The sequence below is a fragment of the Paenibacillus sp. FSL R5-0713 genome, from assembly GCF_037973325.1.
Taxonomy (GTDB): Bacteria; Bacillota; Bacilli; order Paenibacillales; family Paenibacillaceae; genus Paenibacillus.
The window spans coordinates 5,046,751-5,067,609 of the sequence record NZ_CP150229.1 but is presented as its reverse complement, the minus strand read 5'-3'; the positions used below and the strand labels follow the sequence as shown (position 1 = coordinate 5,067,609).

The 20,859-nt window shown below is 43.9% G+C and carries 24 protein-coding genes; 22 read left to right on the top strand and 2 right to left on the bottom strand.

Annotated features, from left to right (window positions below; translation table 11 throughout):
* The first annotated feature begins 35 nt into the window (after positions 1-35).
* From MKZ12_RS22595 to MKZ12_RS22580, 4 genes are read left to right on the top strand one after another with little or no spacing between them, the layout of a single operon-like run.
* Positions 36-980: a GNAT family N-acetyltransferase gene (locus tag MKZ12_RS22595; RefSeq protein ID WP_339256864.1), complete on the top strand. Its 945-nt coding sequence runs from the start codon at positions 36-38 to the stop codon at positions 978-980.
* Complete coding sequence (locus MKZ12_RS22590; RefSeq protein WP_339256863.1) at positions 977-1,726, top strand: metallophosphoesterase family protein; 750 nt, start codon at positions 977-979, stop codon at positions 1,724-1,726. The genes MKZ12_RS22595 and MKZ12_RS22590 overlap by 4 nt, the downstream gene beginning before the upstream one ends.
* A 34-nt stretch (positions 1,727-1,760) precedes the next feature.
* Positions 1,761-1,910: a hypothetical protein gene (locus tag MKZ12_RS22585; RefSeq protein ID WP_339256861.1), complete on the top strand. Its 150-nt coding sequence runs from the start codon at positions 1,761-1,763 to the stop codon at positions 1,908-1,910.
* A gap of 15 nt (positions 1,911-1,925) precedes the next feature.
* Complete coding sequence (locus MKZ12_RS22580; RefSeq protein WP_339256859.1) at positions 1,926-2,441, top strand: DinB family protein; 516 nt, start codon at positions 1,926-1,928, stop codon at positions 2,439-2,441.
* Positions 2,442-2,664: 223 nt separating this feature from the next.
* Here the strand turns inward: MKZ12_RS22580 and MKZ12_RS22575 are convergent, their stop codons facing one another.
* Positions 2,665-3,567 carry an ArsR family transcriptional regulator gene (locus MKZ12_RS22575; protein ID WP_339256857.1) on the bottom strand — a complete coding sequence of 301 codons (903 nt, stop codon included), beginning with the start codon at positions 3,565-3,567 and terminating at the stop codon, positions 2,665-2,667.
* A 182-nt stretch (positions 3,568-3,749) separates the two neighbouring features.
* Here MKZ12_RS22575 and MKZ12_RS22570 point away from each other — a divergent pair, with 182 nt between their 5' ends.
* From MKZ12_RS22570 to MKZ12_RS22515, 12 genes are all read left to right on the top strand, one after another.
* The gene (locus tag MKZ12_RS22570; protein ID WP_339256855.1) at positions 3,750-5,240 is read left to right on the top strand and encodes a glycoside hydrolase family 43 protein; all 1,491 of its coding nucleotides are present in this window, start codon (positions 3,750-3,752) and stop codon (positions 5,238-5,240) included.
* Positions 5,241-5,344: 104 nt separating this feature from the next.
* Positions 5,345-5,917 carry a hypothetical protein gene (locus MKZ12_RS22565; RefSeq protein ID WP_339256853.1) on the top strand — a complete coding sequence of 191 codons (573 nt, stop codon included), beginning with the start codon at positions 5,345-5,347 and terminating at the stop codon, positions 5,915-5,917.
* Between the two features lie 99 nt (positions 5,918-6,016).
* Complete coding sequence (locus MKZ12_RS22560) at positions 6,017-6,562, top strand: GrpB family protein (RefSeq protein WP_339256851.1); 546 nt, start codon at positions 6,017-6,019, stop codon at positions 6,560-6,562.
* A gap of 54 nt (positions 6,563-6,616) precedes the next feature.
* Positions 6,617-7,039 carry a hypothetical protein gene (locus tag MKZ12_RS22555; protein WP_339256849.1) on the top strand — a complete coding sequence of 141 codons (423 nt, stop codon included), beginning with the start codon at positions 6,617-6,619 and terminating at the stop codon, positions 7,037-7,039.
* Between the two features lie 327 nt (positions 7,040-7,366).
* Positions 7,367-7,903, top strand: a complete 537-nt coding sequence (locus MKZ12_RS22550) for a GNAT family N-acetyltransferase (RefSeq protein ID WP_339256847.1) — start codon at positions 7,367-7,369, stop codon at positions 7,901-7,903.
* Positions 7,904-7,932: 29 nt separating this feature from the next.
* Positions 7,933-8,412, top strand: coding sequence for a DinB family protein (locus MKZ12_RS22545; RefSeq protein ID WP_339256845.1), 480 nt, complete (start codon positions 7,933-7,935; stop codon positions 8,410-8,412).
* Positions 8,413-8,461: 49 nt separating this feature from the next.
* Positions 8,462-9,337 carry an aminoglycoside phosphotransferase family protein gene (locus MKZ12_RS22540; protein ID WP_339256843.1) on the top strand — a complete coding sequence of 292 codons (876 nt, stop codon included), beginning with the start codon at positions 8,462-8,464 and terminating at the stop codon, positions 9,335-9,337.
* Between the two features lie 135 nt (positions 9,338-9,472).
* On the top strand, positions 9,473-9,820 hold the full coding sequence (locus tag MKZ12_RS22535; RefSeq protein ID WP_339256841.1) for a hypothetical protein: 348 nt from the start codon (positions 9,473-9,475) through the stop codon (positions 9,818-9,820).
* Positions 9,821-10,060: 240 nt separating this feature from the next.
* On the top strand, positions 10,061-11,065 hold the full coding sequence (locus MKZ12_RS22530; protein ID WP_339256840.1) for an endo-1,4-beta-xylanase: 1,005 nt from the start codon (positions 10,061-10,063) through the stop codon (positions 11,063-11,065).
* 47 nt (positions 11,066-11,112) lie between these two features.
* Entirely contained in the window at positions 11,113-11,283 is a 171-nt protein-coding gene (locus MKZ12_RS22525; protein ID WP_339256838.1) for a hypothetical protein, read from the top strand.
* A 95-nt stretch (positions 11,284-11,378) separates the two neighbouring features.
* Entirely contained in the window at positions 11,379-11,573 is a 195-nt protein-coding gene (locus MKZ12_RS22520; protein WP_339256836.1) for a hypothetical protein, read from the top strand.
* A gap of 128 nt (positions 11,574-11,701) precedes the next feature.
* Positions 11,702-12,520 (top strand): purine-nucleoside phosphorylase, encoded by an 819-nt coding sequence (locus MKZ12_RS22515; RefSeq protein ID WP_339256834.1) that lies wholly within the window; start codon positions 11,702-11,704, stop codon positions 12,518-12,520.
* Between the two features lie 121 nt (positions 12,521-12,641).
* On the opposite strand, the gene MKZ12_RS22510 is transcribed toward MKZ12_RS22515, so the two are convergent.
* Positions 12,642-13,718: a LacI family DNA-binding transcriptional regulator gene (locus MKZ12_RS22510; RefSeq protein WP_339256832.1), complete on the bottom strand. Its 1,077-nt coding sequence runs from the start codon at positions 13,716-13,718 to the stop codon at positions 12,642-12,644.
* Between the two features lie 540 nt (positions 13,719-14,258).
* Here MKZ12_RS22510 and MKZ12_RS22505 point away from each other — a divergent pair.
* From MKZ12_RS22505 to MKZ12_RS22480, 6 genes are all read left to right on the top strand, one after another.
* A complete protein-coding gene (locus tag MKZ12_RS22505) occupies positions 14,259-15,119 on the top strand; it encodes an ABC transporter permease subunit (RefSeq protein ID WP_339243173.1) in 861 nt (286 codons plus the stop codon).
* A gap of 16 nt (positions 15,120-15,135) precedes the next feature.
* On the top strand, positions 15,136-16,017 hold the full coding sequence (locus MKZ12_RS22500) for a carbohydrate ABC transporter permease (RefSeq protein ID WP_215076232.1): 882 nt from the start codon (positions 15,136-15,138) through the stop codon (positions 16,015-16,017).
* Positions 16,018-16,072: 55 nt separating this feature from the next.
* Positions 16,073-17,683: an ABC transporter substrate-binding protein gene (locus MKZ12_RS22495; protein WP_339256831.1), complete on the top strand. Its 1,611-nt coding sequence runs from the start codon at positions 16,073-16,075 to the stop codon at positions 17,681-17,683.
* Between the two features lie 25 nt (positions 17,684-17,708).
* A complete protein-coding gene (locus MKZ12_RS22490) occupies positions 17,709-19,187 on the top strand; it encodes a glycoside hydrolase family 32 protein (protein ID WP_339256829.1) in 1,479 nt (492 codons plus the stop codon).
* A 22-nt stretch (positions 19,188-19,209) separates the two neighbouring features.
* Positions 19,210-20,109: an ROK family protein gene (locus MKZ12_RS22485; RefSeq protein ID WP_339256827.1), complete on the top strand. Its 900-nt coding sequence runs from the start codon at positions 19,210-19,212 to the stop codon at positions 20,107-20,109.
* 250 nt (positions 20,110-20,359) lie between these two features.
* A complete protein-coding gene (locus MKZ12_RS22480; protein WP_339256825.1) occupies positions 20,360-20,800 on the top strand; it encodes a GNAT family N-acetyltransferase in 441 nt (146 codons plus the stop codon).
* Positions 20,801-20,859 lie beyond the last annotated feature (59 nt).

Here is a 20,859-nt window from a genome sequence, read left to right as displayed (position 1 = left end):
CTGTACATGTAATTAGAATTGAGGAGGGATGACATATGAGTTTAACGGAATGGTCCATAGATATACTTCAATATGATCTGTCGGATGAATATTCGATTCGCAGAGCTGATTTTGCCGAATGGGGATTATTTTGCACGGTTTATTATGATATGCGGTATGTCGGATTTTTCAGAGAAGAGGAGTTTAGTTCTTCCAAGATCAGTGCGTACTGGATTTACAAGGGGGAAAGCAAAATAGGTGGCGTGAGAATGGAGCCTAACCGGATGTATCATTTGTTTTTTATCCCGCCATTCCAGCAGTGCTTTGAGGTATTGAAACTGCTGAAGCATACATTAGTACAGTGGTCGGATCGCACGAAACGAATTCTGACCTTTGAGATTCTTCCAGACCAAGTCGATCTATACGCAAGAGCCGGATTCTGGCCAGTGGAGTTCAGATGTCGCTGGATGCAGCGGCCTACAGATCATTTTGACATCGAATGGGACAGCCGGGTAACCGTGAAGAGTCCAGAGATTATTGTAAGTGAAATCGGCACCAGAACATATGTAAATGAAGATGAAATTGCCCAATGTGACCTGGAGAGTTTTGCAGGAAGTCTTGAAGCTACACGAAGAAAACATACCACTCTTGCAGATTTTATCCCTAGTGATGACCCTAATTATACGAATGAGATCCTAACTCAGGCCTCTACACTTGTATACGATAAGGAGACGGGGCAGCTTATTGCCAACTGTCGTCTTTGTCTGCAGGATAATCAGGCTGCCGTATATAGTATAGGGGTTCGACCGACGTATAGAGGCAGAGGGCTTGCTACACTGATGTTACAAAGAGCTTTGAATGAGCTTAAGGGTAAATATCCTGTTCTGCGATTGTATGTGATGCAAGGAAATGATGCGGAGTCCGTGTATCTGAATCTGGGCTTTATTCCGGGAGTACAGGAGATTCAGACGATGTACATTCCAGAGGAGGAATCTCAATGAAGGTGGCCATCTTAACCGATATTCATGGCAATGTTCCTGCGCTCCAAGCGGTATTGGCTGATATGGATTCTAGAGGAGACATAGAGCATACATTTTGTTTGGGAGATATGATCGGCATTGGCCCTTACTCTAATGAAGTGATTGAGATGTTGTACAGCCGCAAAAATATGATAGCGATTTCAGGAAATCACGAAGAGGCCATATTGAGTTTGCTCCAAAATAAGGGACCATTAGAAGGGCACAAAGGCATGGCTGAACACCATGAATGGATATGTCAACATCTAAATGCAGAGTCGATCAAGAGAATTCAGGCTCTACCAAAATTTGTTGAAAAAGAGGTCGAAGGACGTCAGTTCCTTTTGACTCACTATCATATGAGCAATGACAAGCTGGATGCCATCGATAAAGAATCATCTGGAACCAAATTGGACGCGAAGTATCAGGGGACGGCCCATGATTTGGTTTGTTTTGGTCATCATCATATTCTTCATTATTATAAGACAGATCAGCGAATCTATATGAATCCGGGAGCCTTAGGCTGTAACGATCTTGCCATTGCCAGATATGGCATTGTGGATCTCCAAGAGGGGAACATTGATGTGAAATTCATTGGCGTTCCATATGACAATAGGGAGTATCTGCAATCGTATGAACGGTTGAACGTTCCGGATCGAGCTTTTATTTTGAAGGCATTTCACGGGAATCAGTTGGAAAGAGAAAATATAGACGGTAGTCATCGTTCATAGCAATGTGCTGCTACTTTGGGAAGGAGAAATGCACATGGGAATGATCATTATGTTGGTGGTTTATCTGTTCCTCGGTATTTATGTTTTGAAAGTTGGAATGGATAACTCAAAAAATAGTCAGCACACAAAAGAAATATTATCAGAGTTAAGAGAAATAAAGGACTTATTGAAAGAGCGAAGGTAAAGGAGGGGGATGTGTATGATTTATGATTTACAAGGGAAAGCCAATATGGCACCTGTTGTGGGGATGTTATTATCCGCTGTAACAGAAAATAGCCAACGACTTAAATCAATTACAGAAGGTATGTCGCAAGAAGAGGTAGATTACAGAGGGGAACACAACCAGTTTAATAGTACAGCTCAATTGATCCGACATATTACGTTCGTTGATATAAATTGGGTTTATAGAATAAAGGGAGCAGTCCTTCCTCAGCGTTTAATAGAGCAATATGGCCCTATGATCGATGCAAATAATAGACTCCCGCTGGTTCAAGGTGTGGCACGTGACACACTTATCTCTCAACATGAGAGTGTACTAACCCTTCTAAAAGAGACATGCGCACATGTAGCGGATGCTGATCTAGACCGAGTCGTTACTTTTGGACATCAGAACGAAAAGCAAGCTACGATCCGTTGGGGATTATGGCACATGGCTGACCATAACCGTTATCATCAAGCTCATATTAATCAATTGAGAAGGTGGTTCCAAACATAAACTGATACTAGTACGTTCTTTACCCATCCTCATCGACAGGTCATTCTTCTAATGTATTTGTGCAGAACCAAAGATCATCAAGTGAATCTTTCAGAAGAACATAGTGAATACAAGTGGGCAACCAGATCTGAATTATATCATTACCTGCCTTATGCAATTACTTCAGATCTGGAGAAATATAATGTTTTTGAGAAAATCAAGTTAATCGATTAGGTGAAAAAAATCAACCCAATGCACGAATAACAATATCTTGATCGTGATTACCAAAACCGGCACCATAGATCGTTAATCCCCCAACGTTGGGGCTCTTCTCGTCAACTGTAAATCGAAGCGTCCAGAACGGCTCGTCCAGTTTAATATCTGCAAGTGTAATGTCAGACATCCGCTCTCCATCCATGTAAGTACCGGAGGTATCAATGCGGATGGTCTTCAATAATCCATACTGATTCACATTGCGATGCCACCATTCTGGCGTATACTTGCCGCGCGCTGCCCTGCCGAAGTCGGCAGGGCTCGTCCACGTTCCAAGCGCAACACCGTTAAAGGTGAATTGAATATCTGACAGCCAATGATCCCGTAATCCCGGGGCTTCAGATGCCAGTTCCATCGAGATCTCTATCGCATCTGTATTCTCGTCCGGAAGAACAAAATTAGATGTTTTATATTCAACATAACCTTTCCCAAACCACAAAATTGCAGCGTGTACCCGCTCAGGATCCAGGAAGTAGCGGGGATCGTCCCACACGCCAATCTCTTTCTCAAGTGTCCCTAGCCCACAAGTAGGCTGGATATCAAAAGCAGTATAGTGCCCGACGGATATCGTCTGCTCTCTGGTTCGTGAAGTTCGACTAGTGGATGGCAGCTCGATCTCAATCTGATTTTGCTTGAGGTAACATAACTTGTGTGTCCCTCCGTTGATCCGAACGCGTCTACTTCCAATGAGCCCCGCGTCCTCCAGTTTACGAATGTGCATCGTGACAATGGAGGGGCTAAGCTCTAATGCTGCGGCAATATCCTTCACATTCTTCTCGCGATCTGCAATCATATCCATGATTCTCCATCTGACTTCGCTTGCCAGCGCCTCATATAAAGGAATGAACCGAGGCTCTCCATTTGCTTTGATCATCTGTACAACAACTCCCTACTCTCAATCTACTAAAATCACATATATATTAATTTAATGAAATTAGTCCGAAGATGCAATCCAGATTCATTGCAAGTTAATCGCCAATAGTGTTTAATTTTTTTAGTTGCTACGAAGTTGAATTCTTATATTTGTGAATTTTAAATAAGAGATGGAGTGGAGTAATGAGATACAATAACCCTGTTGTAAAAGGTTTCTATCCAGACCCTAGTGTGATTAAGGTGCACGACACGTACTACATGGTGTGCAGTTCTTTTCAATACTTTCCGGGCGTACCGCTCTTTGAAAGCAAGGATTTGCTGAATTGGAAGCAGATTGGTCATTGCCTCACTCGTAAAAGCCAAATTCAGTTGGACACCGTGAACAGTTCCGGCGGGGTATTTGCCCCCACCATTAGGTACAATAACGGACGATTTTATATGGTGACAACCAACGATACGACGCATCAGAATTTTTATGTATGGACAGACGATATCTACGGAGAGTGGTCTGAACCTATCTATGTGGATCAAGGTGGAATCGATCCGGATTTGTATTTTGAAGATGAAAAGACCTTGTTTATGAGTAACGGGGTTGATGATCAAGGCGTTGGAGGAATTGTCCAGTGTGAGATTGAAATTGAAACTGGCCGGAAATTGACGCTAGGTCGGACCATCTGGAACGGAACAGGTGGACGATATCTGGAAAGTCCGCATCTGTATAAAATGAACGGCTACTATTATCTGCTTGCAGCCGAAGGTGGCACCGAATATGGGCATATGGTTACTTACGCTCGGGGCATTTCTTCTTCAGGTCCATTCGAGGCTTATGAGCACAATCCGGTTCTAACCAATCGCAATCTGGGCGGTTATGAGCTCCAGGGTGTGGGGCATGGTGATCTGGTTCAGGATGATCGGGGGAACTGGTGGCTCTTTCACCTGGGATTCCGACAGATTGGCAGATGGGCTACGTACCATCATCTGGGCCGAGAAGTATTCCTGACTCCGATTACGTTTGGTGAAGACGGATGGTTTACAGCCGGGAATGAAGGTACAACACTGACGAGTTTTGAGACTAAACGTATCCCGGACACAGTGATCCAGCAGGATAAGAAGCATTATACGTTTGAAAATACCGACTGGAATCTCGATTGGTGTTACCTTCGTCATCCGAATACAGAGCATTATCAGCTTGAATGTGACAAGCTTACGCTAACAGGGACCGATGTAACGCTGGACATTCCGGCATCTCCGACGTTCATCGGGTTACGCCAGAAAGACTTTAATGCCACGATTTCAGTCGATGTTAGTCTAACCAGTGGAGAAGCAGGTATCACCATTTATATGGATGAGAATCATCATTATGAAGTAGCAATTCGTGATGAGCAGGACGGCTATAAGGTGATCGAGCGTCTGAATATCGGGGATATCAAATCGATAGCACATGAAGTGGATCTGGAAAATAAACAGCATGCAACGCTGGTCATTCGCTCAAGTCAGGAACGATATAGTTTCCTGTTTCTAGCAGATGGTGAAGAGATTCTGCTAGGCACGGCACAGACGAGATACCTATCCTCGGAAGTGGCTGGAGGTTTTACAGGCGTACTTATTGGATTGTACGCGACGGGTGAAGAAGCTTCAGCGGAGTTTACCAATTTCAAGTGTGAATATCACTAAGAAGTGAAGAGGAGGGCCCTAGGGTCCTTCTCTTTTTTTTAATTTGTGTCAAAATATAGAAATAGATCTATTAATAAATGCCAATAGAAGAGAGGTATGTAAACATGGAAGTACATTATAAAATGCCAGAATCCTTAGAAGGCATCGTTCGAATAGATAAAGAATTACGTAAAAAACATGATGGAACCCTTCAAGATTATATGGGTTTTTATATTAGTTTTAACAATGACGATGATAGATACTATTGTACGCCAGATGATGCCATCATATTTGGAAGAACAGGGGCAGATGGTGACCATTTTGCTTTTTTTACGTTTAATAGATCCATTAGTGATTTGGAAGAAGCTCCAGTTATCTTTATCCAACCTACGGCGTTTGGTAATCAAGTAACTTTAGTGGCCAGAAACTTTAAGGATTTTGTAGCATTATTTATTAATCTTAAGGAAATATATATTTTGGAAAGATTTCAATTTTATAAGCATAAATCAGATTTTATAAACGACTATAATGATAACTATTTGAAAGATATAAGGATGAGAGAGTGTGATAATAATCTAATTATTAAACTGCTAAAAGAGAATATTACAGGTATAGCAGAAATTGATGATGTGTACGAATACATGATTGAATCCAGGAAACAAATCGAACTGGGGATAAACAATGATGATTTTGCATGATCTCTTTATGGCATCACTAAATAATCTAACTGTAACAAAAAGTTGAAAGAACGTGTTATTTAATTATATAGCTTGATTGGATAACGAAGGAGGAGTTGTATGGAGGATCAATGGAGAATTGCAAAGTATGATCCGGCATGGCGTGATTTGTTTCTGGAAACGGGTTCGATATTAAGAGCAGCGTTAGGCGAAAAGGCTGTACGGATTGATCATGTGGGGTCCACTTCAATTGTCGGAATGGACGCTAAACCCATTATCGATATACAGGTATCTGTTTCAAATGTTGAAAATCTGTTGGACTACAAGCGTGAGATCGAAAGCGTCGGATTTGTATTCAGAACAGAAAATTCGGATCAGACTAAACGTTACTTTCGTGAAGAACCTGAAAGCAGAAGGATACATGTACACGTTAGACAGGCAGGCAGTTTCTCCGAGCAAATGACCTTGCTGTTCAGAGACTATTTAAGGGAGCATCCAGAAGATTGTCTGGAATATGCGGAAGAAAAGCACAGACTCATGTCATTGTATAAAGATCAGCGTCCCAAGTATGTTGAAGGAAAAGCACCAACGGTGTGGAGCATATTACAGAGAGCGCATATTTGGTCTCAAGAAATTGGATGGCAACCGGCAAGATCTGATGCATAATGATATCCAATGAGCACATCCAATGAATCGAGATAACCCTATTGGAGTGATGAGATGAACATGGGAAGAAAGCTGATGACAACCATTCTAACCATCATTTGTTTTACTTTGGCTGCAAGCCTCATATCAATGAATGAATCCTACAGTTTTGATTTTTACATGATTATGTATCTGGTATACGCAACTCCACTGATCGTATTGATTGGGCTGCCTTTATCGATATTGCTGGACGATCTGCTCCGTCGAATACAATTCGTTAATCATATGTTGTATCTAAGTACGAGGATATTGGGTTATGCATGTGCTGGAGTTCTAGGGATGTATATCTATTATGTGCTCACGGGAGCAGGAGAAGAAATACTGAATTTCAAAGAGACGTTAGTTCTGACCTTATTGGGTGCTTTTGCTGCTATTTTATTTGTAATGATTGATATGGGGTTGGAAGTTTGGTTACAGACGCGAAGCAGAAAGAGTTGAATTAAACTGATTCGTCAGGAGGAGAGGTATTGGCGATTAACAAAAGAATAATGAATCTATCAGCCTGGCTTGCTGTATTAGCCATCATATGTATTCCTGGAACTTTATATACAGATGATGGACCGCTCCGAACGGAGTATGGTTTTCCGATCCGATTCTTTACAGATTATCATGATGCTAACTCGGACGGAACAATCTGGTTTATATCTGGCATCTCTTTAAATGTACTTCTATATTTGTTCAATGTCCTGTTTATTTATGCAGGTATTCATGTAATCTTGTATATTAAAAAGAGATTAACTAGAACGTAAAGATGGGGTGATGACGATGAAACAACTTCCAGTAGAATGGAACTCAGACAGGCTCATGATTTCAGATGTGAAAGAGTCCGATATTCCTGAACTTCAGTCGATTTATGATACCAGTCGATACATACATCAATGGGATGGACGAGAGCATGATCTGGATTATGTGAAAAAATGTGTTCAAGAAGGCCACCTTCCTCCAGAAGGGAGAATGGAGAACTATCGAATTCAATCCATTCGTACGGCTGAGGATGATCATAACATTGGTTTGTTAAGTGTGTACCACGGTTATCCTTCTGACGATTCGCTATATCTTGAGTTTCTGTATATTCAGAGTGAAATCCAGAAGCAGGGATATGGACAAGAATTAATTCAGGCACTGACTTTCCATTGTTCCGAGCTAGGTTACAAGGAAATTCGAATTAACGTCGCGCTCAAAAATTGGCCTGCTTTACGCTTCTGGATCAAATGTGGATTCAATCAGATCAGCGGAATTTATGGAGATTTTGAACATTCTAATGATACCTTTGCCAATACAGAATTGATCAAATCTCTCTGAAAATATAGCCGATAAAGGGGAATATACCAATGGAAACTTTCTTTCGTTACAACTGGATCGTGCGTGAGCAATGGTATGCCTGGTGTGAAGATGTACCGCTTGAAGAACTGCTTAGGTCTCGTACGGGCGGAGTAGGTAACATATTACAAACGCTGTTTCATATCATTGATGTAGAGTGGAGCTGGCTTCAGTTACTTCAGGGTAAACCGGATGATGCCGAAAATTTTGCAAATTACCAGAACCTTGAGGCGGTAAGACAATTGGATCGCAGATTACGTCCGGATGTGGAGGCATTTGTTACAGCATGGGAGCCGAGTATGGAAAAAAGAGCTTATATTGATCATCGCTCAGGTGGCAATGTCGCTACAGATTCATGGGGAGAAGTCATGCGACATGTGATCGCCCATGAGATCCACCATATGGGACAGCTATCGGTATGGGCCCGAGAATTGGGCAAACAGCCGGTATCCGCCAATGTCATTGGCAAAGGACTTATTCTACCTGACTAAATGAGAGATCGGCAGGACATGGTAGGGCATGGAAGGATGGAGGGTAACAATGATTACCGGACTCAGCCAGATAGATTGGATACAACTGCATAATCGTGTCCAGCGGGTGATTGAACAGGAGGTTCAGATCATTCCCTTGTCACCTGGACTGGAAGCGAGTGTAATGAGAATTGAAATGGGTGGTCAGCGGTACGTATTGAAGGTCTGGGACAAGGATTCCAAGCCGGATATCGCCAAACAATATCAATTATTATCCAAGCTTTATCATAGTGGAGTTGGTGTTTCCAAACCCTGCGGTTGGGGAGTAGACGACCAACAGAATCAGCTGCTGTTAACAAGCTATGATGGAGAGCCTATTACCCAATTAACCCAAACCAAACTGACACGGTTGGCTGAGCGATTAATGGAGGTTCATCGTTATCCGGTGAATAGAGTGGGTGCTGGAGAAGATGAAGAATACATATCCAAGTATGATTTTGTTGAATACTTTTTTCCTCAGATTGAGTCGCATGGAGATATACAAAATCTTCTAGCAAACCTGATTCAGCATGTCCAGATCAGACAGGAATGTCTGATTCATGGCGATTATAATCTGGGAAACATTCTTGAAATGGACGGTCATTACACCATCATCGATTGGACCAATGGGCAGTATGGTGATCCAAGGTACGATATGGCATGGTCTGTTTTTCTTATCACCATCTATAATGGGGGAAGTTACGGCGAGATGTATCGGGCTGCATTTGCATGTTCTGCAAGCTACAACACGTATACGCAGGAAGAGGGGCAGGTCTTTGAAGCCATGGCATGCCTGCGCTGGATTCTGTTAAAACGTGTTGGGGATGTACCCATGGGGCCGGATGTCATGCAAAGGGTTCGCAGCATAGCTGTACATAATCCATATTTGAATGAACACTTGTTGTAATCCTAGTCACGGAATATCAACGACGACAGGATACGATTGAATGAGAGTAAGACCACATGTGTGTGAATAAAATAAACAGCCTGTCCTAAATTAGCGATCCTCGCATACCTATGTTAATAGAGGAGCGTGATCGATATGGAGCAGAAAGTTCAATCCTATTTTGAATTGAAGCAGCAGCAAAAAGATATTGAGCAACAGTTGTCTGTGCTACGAGACGAGATTGTTGCGTATTGTGCAGAACAAGGAGTCTATGAGACGCAGGTTGGTGGTTACACCGTGAAAACAGTGCTTCAGAACCGCAAAGAATATGATGATCAGAAGCTGTATGCTTCTCTTCCGGACCCTGACATCTGGCGATTGTTGTCCAAGGTAGACAGCCATAAGCTGAAAAGTCTCATCAAGCTGAACATTCTGTCCGAGGAGCAAATTAACCCGGCATGCACAGTGAAACAGGTGACCTTATTACAGGTGGACAAGCTGTAACATTTCATCCCCTCTTCGTACTGGAGTTGAATTAAACGGAACATCACGATCACATGGCACCTTCCACGAAATAGTTTTGTTGCTATAAGCAGCGGAACGAATGTGGAGGTGTTTTTGTTTTGCGAACAGGGCGCAAGATTCATAAATAGTTAAATATGAGGGGGAAGAAGTATAATTTGTTCATTGTAAGCGTATTCAACAAAAGATATGATGGATAAAAATGGGTAGGGGGAATTGTAAATGTCGACGGAAATTCCATCATTACATGCTGCTTATGCCAACAAGTTCAAAATAGGTGCTGCTGTACATACAGGCATGTTGCAGTCCGAAGGGGAATTTATCGCGAAACACTTCAATAGCATCACGGCAGAGAATCAGATGAAATTCGGAGAAATTCACCCGGAAGAAAATCGTTATGTGTTCGATGCGGCAGATGCAATTGTTGATTTTGCTGTTGCTCAAGGAATGGGGGTTCGCGGACATACCCTTGTCTGGCACAATCAGACATCGAAATGGGCTTTCGAGGATAGCTCAGGTGCTCCCGTGTCCAGAGAACTATTATTATCTCGCTTGAAGCAACATATTGATACAGTGGTAGGACGGTATAAGGGGCAAATATATGCATGGGATGTCGTCAATGAAGCGATTGAAGATAAGACCGATCTCTTCATGCGGGACACAAAGTGGCTGCAACTCGTGGGAGAAGACTATCTGCAGCAAGCATTCAGCATGGCTCATGAAGCAGATCCCAATGCCCTTCTTTTCTATAATGACTACAATGAGACCGATCCGGTCAAACGGGAGAAAATATACAATTTGGTTCGGTCTTTGCTGGATAAGGGAGCGCCTGTACATGGAATCGGTATGCAGGGGCACTGGAATATTCATGGTCCTTCAATTGAGGAGATCCGAATGGCGATTGAGCGTTATGCTTCACTGGATGTACAGTTGCATGTTACGGAGCTGGATATGTCGGTGTTTCGTCATGAGGATCGTCGAACCGATCTTACTGCGCCCACTCCGGAAATGGCCGAGTTGCAGGAGCGTCGATATGAAGAAATCTTCGATCTGTTCCGAGAATATAAATCATCCATTACCTCAGTGACTTTCTGGGGAGTAGCGGACAATTACACCTGGTTGGATCATTTCCCGGTACGTGGACGTAAGAATTGGCCTTTTGTATTTGATCAACAGTTGCAGCCAAAGGAATCATTTTGGCGTATAATTAAAGATAACGAAAGTTAAAAAAATCAGAGAATGATTCAAATTTCTGATCGAAATGAGATGAGGATATGGATTCCATCCGTAACTACCTGATGACATTTGCAGGGAACTTGGTGGCAGCCTATTATATTTTTGAAGAGGGCACAGTGGCCAAGCCGATGATGTTTGCCACACTCATGATGTTACTGATCATGTTGATCGATTACGTGAAAAGCAGGAACACATATTCACTGGAGTAGCATATTCGATGAGCTTAAGCGATTCTGTGACACAGGGTCGTTTTTTTTTATGAAAAGAAAAATGAATGTTAGGCTGATAACAGGGAGGCCGTGATTTGTTACGGAAACAATTCAAACAATGGGTTGAACAACAGGCAGATGGCCTGAAGTCTCTTCACATATCCACGGAACAGAGAGAGCATTCCGTTCATGATGACCACATCATTCCCGATCCTTCTACCGGATTCGTACATGAATCGGGGTGTGCCATCGGTCAGGTAACGGTTTGGGAGTCCGGACAAAAGCCTTGACCGGGATTGACTAGGTTCTCCCTGCAATGATTCGGACAACAGCTTCCATTTACATCAGGACCATTGTTCATTACACTTGATGAGTAAGACCTCATTAACTCAATTGAGATCATCAGGAGGATACCATTATGCATCAATCCGCACATATTCAGGAAGCAAGAGATTACATATTAAACCGAATCCATTCCAAACCTGCCATAGGCATGATTCTGGGTTCGGGGCTGGGAGCGCTCGCCGACGAGATTGAAAATGCGAAGGTTATTCCCTACACAGAAATTCCTTACTTTGCGCAATCAGAGGCAATCGGTCATGCCAATGAATTGGTTATTGGGGAGCTGATGGGCAAAACGGTTGTAGCGATGAAAGGCCGCCTTCATTACTATGAAGGGTTTACATTGGACGAAGTGACATTCCCTGTTCGCATTATGAAAGCGCTGGGTGTCGAGCAGTTGCTTATCACCAATGCCTGCGGAGCCATCAACACAAGCTTTGAGCCGGGACAACTGATGCTGATTACAGATCATATTAACCTGGTGGGCAACAACCCGTTGATGGGACCGAATAATGCTGAACTGGGTGTGCGCTTCCCGGACGTATCACAGGTATATAATCGCGAACTGCGCAGCATTGCGCTTAAGGTTGCAGAAGAGCAAAACGTTGGCCTGCAGCAAGGTGTCTATGCATGGTGGAGTGGTCCGGCATATGAGACACCAGCAGAGATTCGCATGATTCGTACGATGGGTGCGGATGCGGTGGGTATGTCTACGGTACCTGAAGCTATTGTTGCCATCCATGGCGGTATGAAGGTACTGGGCATTTCCTGTCTGACCAATATGGCCTGTGGCATTTTGGATCAGCCGTTAAGTCATGACGAAGTGATTGAAGTGGCTGCCCAAGTGAAAACAACCTTTATTGGTTTGGTAAAAGGCATCTTGAAAGAAATCTAATCGCCAGATGATTTCTATTCTAGGCAGCGCTGGATAGGATAAAGTTCCCATACAGCCAGCCAAGTCGAAAACACAAAAAACGTATGCTTCACGAGTTGTTACTCGTGAGACATACGTTTTTTTATTTTGCCGAACCATGAACCATCTGAGAATGATCGGCCATGATTGCTGGCGTAGACTCCCTGATGATGGGTTTGGTCACAATATGTGAGACTTGATACGGCTGTGTCGGGCTATTAATCCGGGATAACAGCATCTCCGCAGCCTTAATCCCCATCTCATTGCTGTAAATATGAACGGTCGTTAATGCTGGCTCAATAATTCGGGATTGGGGTGCATTATCGAATCCGCATATCACAACATCCTGCGGAACGGAAACACCTCTGGCTTTCAAAGCACGGATCAGATCGACGGCAAGAAAATCATTAGCGCATACGTAAGCGGAAGGTAAGGAAGTCAGCTCTGCCACCCGCTGGTTCAACCATCCTGGCTTGGAGAAGCATAGGCGATCATTATCTAGAATGCAATGAGATAGGTCTACCTGCAACCCTGATTCAAGCATAGCCCGGTGATATCCAACCCATCGTTCATTAAAGCTCTTACAGTGATTGTAGTCTCCAACAAATCCGATACTTGTGTAGCCGCTCTCAATTAATTTGGTGGTGATCTGATAGATGCTGTGTTCATTCTCCATAAGGAGCAAATCTGCATGGAATTCGGGATAACATATGTCGGAAGCGCAATCGATAAAGATCGTAGGGATGCCCAGATCGGTAATCAGCTGAGTGTATTCCAGATCAAATAATTCAATGCAAATGATGCCGTCTACTTTGGCGATATCAAAATTGTTGGGAAGTGTAAGCGCGTCTTGATCTTCTTCACGCACGATATGAATCGAGAGATTGTATCCCTCCGCACTGATTCTTTTCTCCAAACCGCTGATTAACAAAGAACCAAAGTGAGATGTATTAGGCAGGTTTTCAGTTAACAAGGCGATATTGCCCGGGGCCTTGGTTAAAACATGTTCATTTTCCATATAGGCAAACTGTTTATATTTAAGTTCAATTGCTTTTTTAATTACACGGTTTCTAGTCTCATCCGGGATGTTTCCGCTATCATTCAATGCTTTGGAAGCCGTATTCCTGGAGATCCCCAAAGCATCAGCGATGTCTTGTATCGTGACTTTTTCCTTTGCCATCTAATGCTTCACCTCTACTCATCAATAGTCATCCATATTCTTCTCTAAGTCAAATGTATAATAGAACGGCACAAATAGCAATCTTTACTTTACAAATGCACAATTCTGTTTACAATTCGGAACACAAATTTAATTTTCATAATTGTTCCAAAATTTTGGTTACAAGTGTAATGTGATTGGATGAATATCAGCGGTGACAAAGAAATATCTATGTTGATATCACCGTATTGGTGCTAATTATATGCAATTTCAGTGTGATTTATTTACATTTAGGCAAAGAAGAAATGATCAAATGCACAAATATTTTTTACAAAATGTATTGACTAAATTCATTGAAACCTGATAAATTGTAAATTATTAAATAGGCAATTGTAAATATTGAAAGCCCTTACCGAAAACAATTGTCAACTTCAAGAATGGAACGGGGGTATCGTGTTGGATAACATAGCCGACAGCAAAAAGGGCGAAGGAAGGGTACTGAAAGTGAGGACGACAAGCGGTCAGAGGTTGCAGCAGCTCAAAAAAAATTACTTTTTATATATGTTGCTCGCACCAGCCTTAATTTTGACTCTTATTTTCAAGTACATTCCGATGTACGGAGCCATCATTGCGTTTAAGGATTTCAGTCCGATCAAAGGCATTATGGGCAGTGATTGGGTAGGACTGAAGCATTTTGAGAAATTTATAGCTTCTCCCAATTTCGATATCATTTTAATGAATACGCTTAAACTCAGCTTTTTGGGATTGATATTCAGTTTCCCGGTGCCTATTTTACTTGCACTTATGCTGAATCAGGTACGTAAAGCTGGCGTGAAGAAAAATATCCAACTGTTTCTGTATGCACCCAATTTTATCTCGGTTGTTGTGGTGGTGGGTATGCTGTTCATCTTCCTCTCACCGACAGGGCCAATTAATCAATTAGCAACCTGGATTACAGGTCAGCCAATTATGTTCATGTCTGAACCGGAATATTTCCGATGGATCTACATTTTGTCCGATATCTGGACCGGAGCGGGGTGGGCTTCCATCATATACGTTGCGGCTTTGGCCAATGTTGATCCGGAGCTTCACAATGCGGCTAATCTGGATGGAGCCAATCTCCTTCAGCGTATTCGCCACATTGATCTTCCAACGATTCGTCCGATTATGGCCATCGTCTTTATTCTTGCAGCTGGTGGCATTATGTCCATTGGATTTGAGAAGGCCTATCTGATGCAGACGTCCATGAACCTGCCTTCCTCTGAGATTATTGCCACATATGTCTACAAGGTGGGGTTACAGTCTGGAGATTACGCTTATTCTGCGGCAGTGGGATTGTTTAACTCGGTTATCAATGTGATTTTGCTGGTGACAGTGAATCTGATTGTGAAGAAATTGAACGAAGGCGAAGGCCTCTATTAGGAAAGGAGTATGTTCCATGGTTGTTAAACACACGGGAATGGATCGATTGATCCTCACACTCAATGCCATCTTTCTCACCTGTGCTGTACTGGTTGTGGTCGTTCCCCTGATTTATATTGTTATCGCCTCATTTATGGACCCCACTGTGCTACTGAATCGTGGACTGTCCTTCAATGTATCGGATTGGAGTCTGGACGGTTATCAGATGATTCTGTCCAATCCAGCCATGATCCGAGGGTTTGCAAATGCGGTACTGTACTCGGTCTCCTTTGCACTGATCACCGTGACCGTATCCATATTTGCAGGTTATGCATTGTCGGATGAAAGGCTCGCGGGACGTGGATTTTTCATGATTATCTTTATCATCACGATGTTCTTCGGCGGGGGATTAATCCCGACCTATCTACTTATACGTAATCTCGGCATGCTGGATACGGTGTGGGCAATCATCATTCCTGGAGCCGTTAACGTCTGGAACATCATTCTCTCCAGAACCTTCTTCAAAGGAGTCCCTCGAGAACTGAAAGAAGCCGCAAACGTGGATGGCGCTTCTGAGATGAAGATTTTCTTCCAGATCGTCATTCCATTGTCGAAGCCCATCATATTTGTACTCGCCCTTTATGCGTTCGTTGGGCAATGGAATTCCTATTTTGATGCGATGATCTATCTGGACAATCCGAATCTCCATCCGTTACAGCTCGTCCTGCGCTCCATTCTGATTCAGAATCAGGCTGCACCAGGTATGATCAGTGACCAACTCGCGATGGCGGAACTGAAAAGGCTCTCCGAGATGATTAAATATTCAGCCATTGTCATTTCGAGTCTGCCACTGATCATCATGTACCCGTTCTTCCAGAAGTATTTCGAAAAAGGTGTCATGGTTGGTTCCCTCAAATAGTGAACAGCCTGCGATACTGTAAGTTGATCCAATCCAACTCATGGAGGTCATTATCATGAAAAAAGTGAACAAGAAGTCCAGAAAAGCCGTTACAACGGCATCCATTTCCATGTTATCTGCAATGCTCTTTCTAACCGCCTGTGGCGGGGGTGGAGGAGGCGCAGCAAGTGAGGCGCAATCACCTGATGGCAAGGTGACATTGAATTTTATCACACAGAGCTCTCCGCTGGCTCCCGCTGATCCGAACGACAAGCTGATTAACAAGCGACTCGAAGAGAAAACCAATGTGCATATCAACTGGAAGAACTATACGAGTGATGTATTTGCGGAGAAAAGAAATCTGGCGGTGGCCAGCGGTGATTTGCCGGATGCCATATTTGATGCAGGTTATGGGGATTATGATCTCCTGAAACTGGCGAAGGACGGGGCGATCATTCCACTTGAGGACATGATTGAACAATATATGCCCAATCTGCAAAAGGTGCTGGAGGAAGCTCCCGAATACAAGAGCATGATTACAGCTCCGGACGGACATATCTATTCATTCCCATGGATTGAAGAACTCGGAAGTGGCAAACAACGGATTCAGGCAGTGGATAACTTGCCCTGGATTAATGTGGAATGGCTGAACAAGCTCGGACTGAAGATGCCAACGACAACCGAAGAGTTGAAAGAAGTGTTGATCGCGTTCAAAACCCAAGATCCCAACGGTAACGGCAAGGCCGACGAAATTCCATTGTCTTTTATTAACAAGCCAGGCGGAGAAGATCTGACATTTCTCTTTGCTGCATTTGGACTCGGGGAGAACTGGGATCATACCGTAGTAACGAATGAAGGGAAAGTCGTCTTCACAGCAGCTGATGCAGGTTACAAGGACGCGGTTAAATACATTCATGAATTGGTTCAGGAAGGTCTGATCGACGTTGAATCGTATCAGCAGGATTGGAACACATATCTGGCAAAAGGCAAGGATAACAAGTACGGTATGTACTTCACCTGGGATAAAGCCAACATTACAGGCATGAATGATACGTATGATGTTTTGCCTCCAATTGCCGGACCTGATGGGGAGATTAATGTCACAAGAACAAATGGCATCGGTCTTGATCGTGGTCGCATGGTCATTACCAGCAGCAATAAAAACCTCGAATCCACAGCAAAGTGGGTAGACCAATTGTACGATCCGCTCCAATCTGTGCAGAACAACTGGGGTACGTATGGAGACGAGAGTCAGCAAAATATATTTGAATTCGATGAAGCCAAGGGCATGTTGAAGCATCTTCCGCTGGAAGGCTCTGCACCTGTGGAACTCAGACAAAAGACAAGTATCGCGGGACCACTGGCCATTCTCGACAGTTATTATGACAAATACACAACCAAACCGGAAGATGCTGCATGGCGTATGGAACTGCTCGATAAATATATGGTTCCACACATGAAAGCAGATAACGTCTATCCAAGCGTGTTCTTCTCAATCGATGAACTTGACCGCCTTTCCACCATTGAGACGGATTTGTTCGCCTATGTGCTGCGTCTGCGTACAGAATGGTATCAGAACGGGAAAGTAGATCAGGAATGGGATGCTTATCTGAAAGAGCTGGATCGCCTTGGATTGCAAGAATGGCTGCAGATTAAACAGGCGGGATATGACCGTAATAACCAATAAAGAAAAGTACGGAGGAGAAACCATAATGTCGACGATTCTACAACAAGATTACCGAAATAAATACCATTTTTCACCGAAAGAGAAGTGGATGAACGACCCGAACGGCATGGTGTTTTTCAATGGAGAGTATCACTTGTTCTATCAGTATCATCCGTTTGGTACGACATGGGGACCGATGCATTGGGGGCACGCCGTGACCCGAGATCTCGTCACTTGGGAGGAACTTCCTGTAGCTTTGGCACCGGATGAACATGGAATGATCTTCTCCGGCAGTGCGGTAGTGGACTGGAACAATACTTCCGGATTCTTCGAAGATGAGCCGGGGTTGGTTGCCATTTTCACACATCATCTGGAAGTGCCGAATGAGCATCCTGTTCAGCGTCAGAGTCTGGCGTATAGCAAAGACAGTGGCAGAACCTGGACTAAGTACGAGGGTAATCCGGTATTAACGCACGAATCCTTTGTCGATTTCCGTGATCCCAAAGTGTTCTGGCATGAGCAGAGCAAGGAATGGATTATGATTATCGCTTGTGGTCAAACGGTATGTCTGTATCGTTCTCCCAATCTGAAGGATTGGACGTTAGGAAGTGAATTTGGCGCCGGGATCGGTTCACACGATGGCGTGTGGGAATGTCCGGACCTGTTCCCACTTGCAGTGGATGAAGAAATTGGGCAGGAGAAGTGGGTAATGCTCGTCAGCATTGGTGCAGATCCTGCTTGTATAGAAGGCTCCAGAACGCAATATTTCACCGGGGATTTTGATGGAAGTACATTTGTCCCAGATGAGGCATCCCACATGATTCGTTGGATTGACCATGGCCGGGATAATTACGCGGGCGTGAGTTGGTCCGACATTCCGACTGAAGATGGCAGACGCTTGTTCATGGGTTGGATGAGCAACTGGATGTATGCCAACCAGACGCCAACCGAAGATTACCGTGGAGCCATGACCATTGCCCGGGAGCTTACACTTGAGACAAGAGCAGGAGAAGTAATACTGATTCAACGTCCTGTACGTGAACTTGAGCAAGCCCGTACGCCAGTATTGTCCCTACAGGATGCTTCGATTCAGCAAGTGAGTGAGCAGTTGAACGCTTTGCAACTAGTGAACTATGAGATCCATGCAGAGTGGGCTCAGGATCAGTCGTTCCATTTTGCGCTAAGAAGCGGCGCAGATCACGAGACCGTCGTTGGTGTAGACTCGATCCGAGGTGAAGTATATGTTGACCGTAGTCGATCGGGCAGCGGCGAGTTTCATGAACATTTCCTGGGCCGCCATACAGCTGAGTTAAAAGCGGTGAGCGGGAATCACTCTTTGCGTATCTTTGTAGATCATTCATCTGTGGAGGTATTTGCAAATGATGGTCAGGCGGTTATTACGGATCTGATCTATCCTGATGTGGATTCCAAGGGCATCTCTGCTCATGCCGAAAATACGGAGCTGGTATTCTCTTCACTTCAACTCTATGAGGTCTCACCGACCAAGGTTAAAGGTGAATTGTAATGAAGGAAAGGAGCCCAGAACGATGCGTATCGGAGCCATAGAAGCAGGTGGAACGAAGTTCATATGTGGTGTAGGGAATGAGCATGGACACATAGAAGATCGGATCAGCTTTCCAACAGAACACCCGGAGACAACTCTGGCCAAGGTAATCGACTATTTCAGGGATAAAGGTGTGGAAGCCATGGGGATTGGCTCCTTTGGTCCGATTGATATGCAACCGGATAGTCCCACCTATGGTTATATTACAACAACACCTAAGCCAGGGTGGGAGAACTGTAATGTGGTTGGAACCTTGAAGCATGAATTTCCGGTTCCTATCGGATGGGATACGGATGTGAATGCTGCCGCGCTGGGTGAAGTGACGTGGGGGGCGGCGCAAGGACTGGACAACTGTGTATATTACACGATTGGCACAGGCGTTGGTGTCGGAATTGTGGCAGGGGGCCAACGAGTACACGGATTGTTACACCCCGAGGGTGGACATATTCGCACAAGACGCCATCCGGACGATCACTTTGCCGGATGTTGCCCGTATCATGGCGATTGCCTGGAGGGAATGGCGGCAGGGCCGGCCATTGAGGCACGCTGGCAGATCCCTGGCAGTGAACTGCCGGCAAATCATCCGGCGTGGGAGATCGAATCCTTTTACATTGCGGAGTCGATCACCACGGCCATCCTGCTTCATTCGCCGCAGAAGATCATCTTGGGTGGTGGTGTAATGCAGCAAGATCATCTGTTTCCACTGATCCGGGAGAGGGTTATCCGGAATCTCAATGGTTATGTGAATGCAGCCCAAATCACACAACATATGGACCAATATATCGTCCAGCCCGGATTAGGCCAACATGCAGGTCTGTGTGGTGCGCTCGCATTGGGTCTGGAAGCAGGGCAACATGCGGCAAAAGTTTCACATGCTTCTTAGTTTTATTAAATAATGTACATTCCGAAAGGGACGGTTGTTGATTTGCTTATTTGTATAAGCAAGACTGCACGGTCCTTTTTGGGCTTTTTTTATTTTTTGAGGAGTTAATTAAGTTTGAAAAATATAATACGTTCTTAAATCCGATGTTGCTCAAGTCAGCTGCCAAAGGTATGATTTTGAGTGTCTATCTCTATCGTGCAATAAGAACATTCAAAATTTAGCGTGTCTTCAATGGAAAGGAATCCAAGCAATGAATCAAATAACAATGCGTCAAGCTGTGCAGGCAGACCAAGAGCAACTCGCTGATTTACGGGCGTTGGTATTATACGATGATCTAACCAGGTTGGAAAGGTACGATGATGTGAACGTACGTGAACGTTTCCGAAATACATTCGATCCTGTCCATACGCGGATTATTGAAGTGGAGGGTTCAATGGTAGGTTGTGTAGCATTGAAGCCCAAGGCTGAGGTATATCTATTGGAACATTTCTACATACATCCCGATTATCAGGGTGAGAGAATAGGAACTCAGGTGCTGAAATTGCTGTTGGAACAGGATGAAGTTCAGGGCAGACAAGTTACTTTAAATGTATTGCAGGGAAGCCCTGCTCGGCGATTGTATGAACGATTTGGATTTATATTGGATAGTGAAGATGAGGTCGACGTATTTATGTCGGTTCAGTTGCAGTAATTTTTACTGTACATCTATAACAGACCCATTCATTTAATTCTTGAATGGGTCTATTGAAC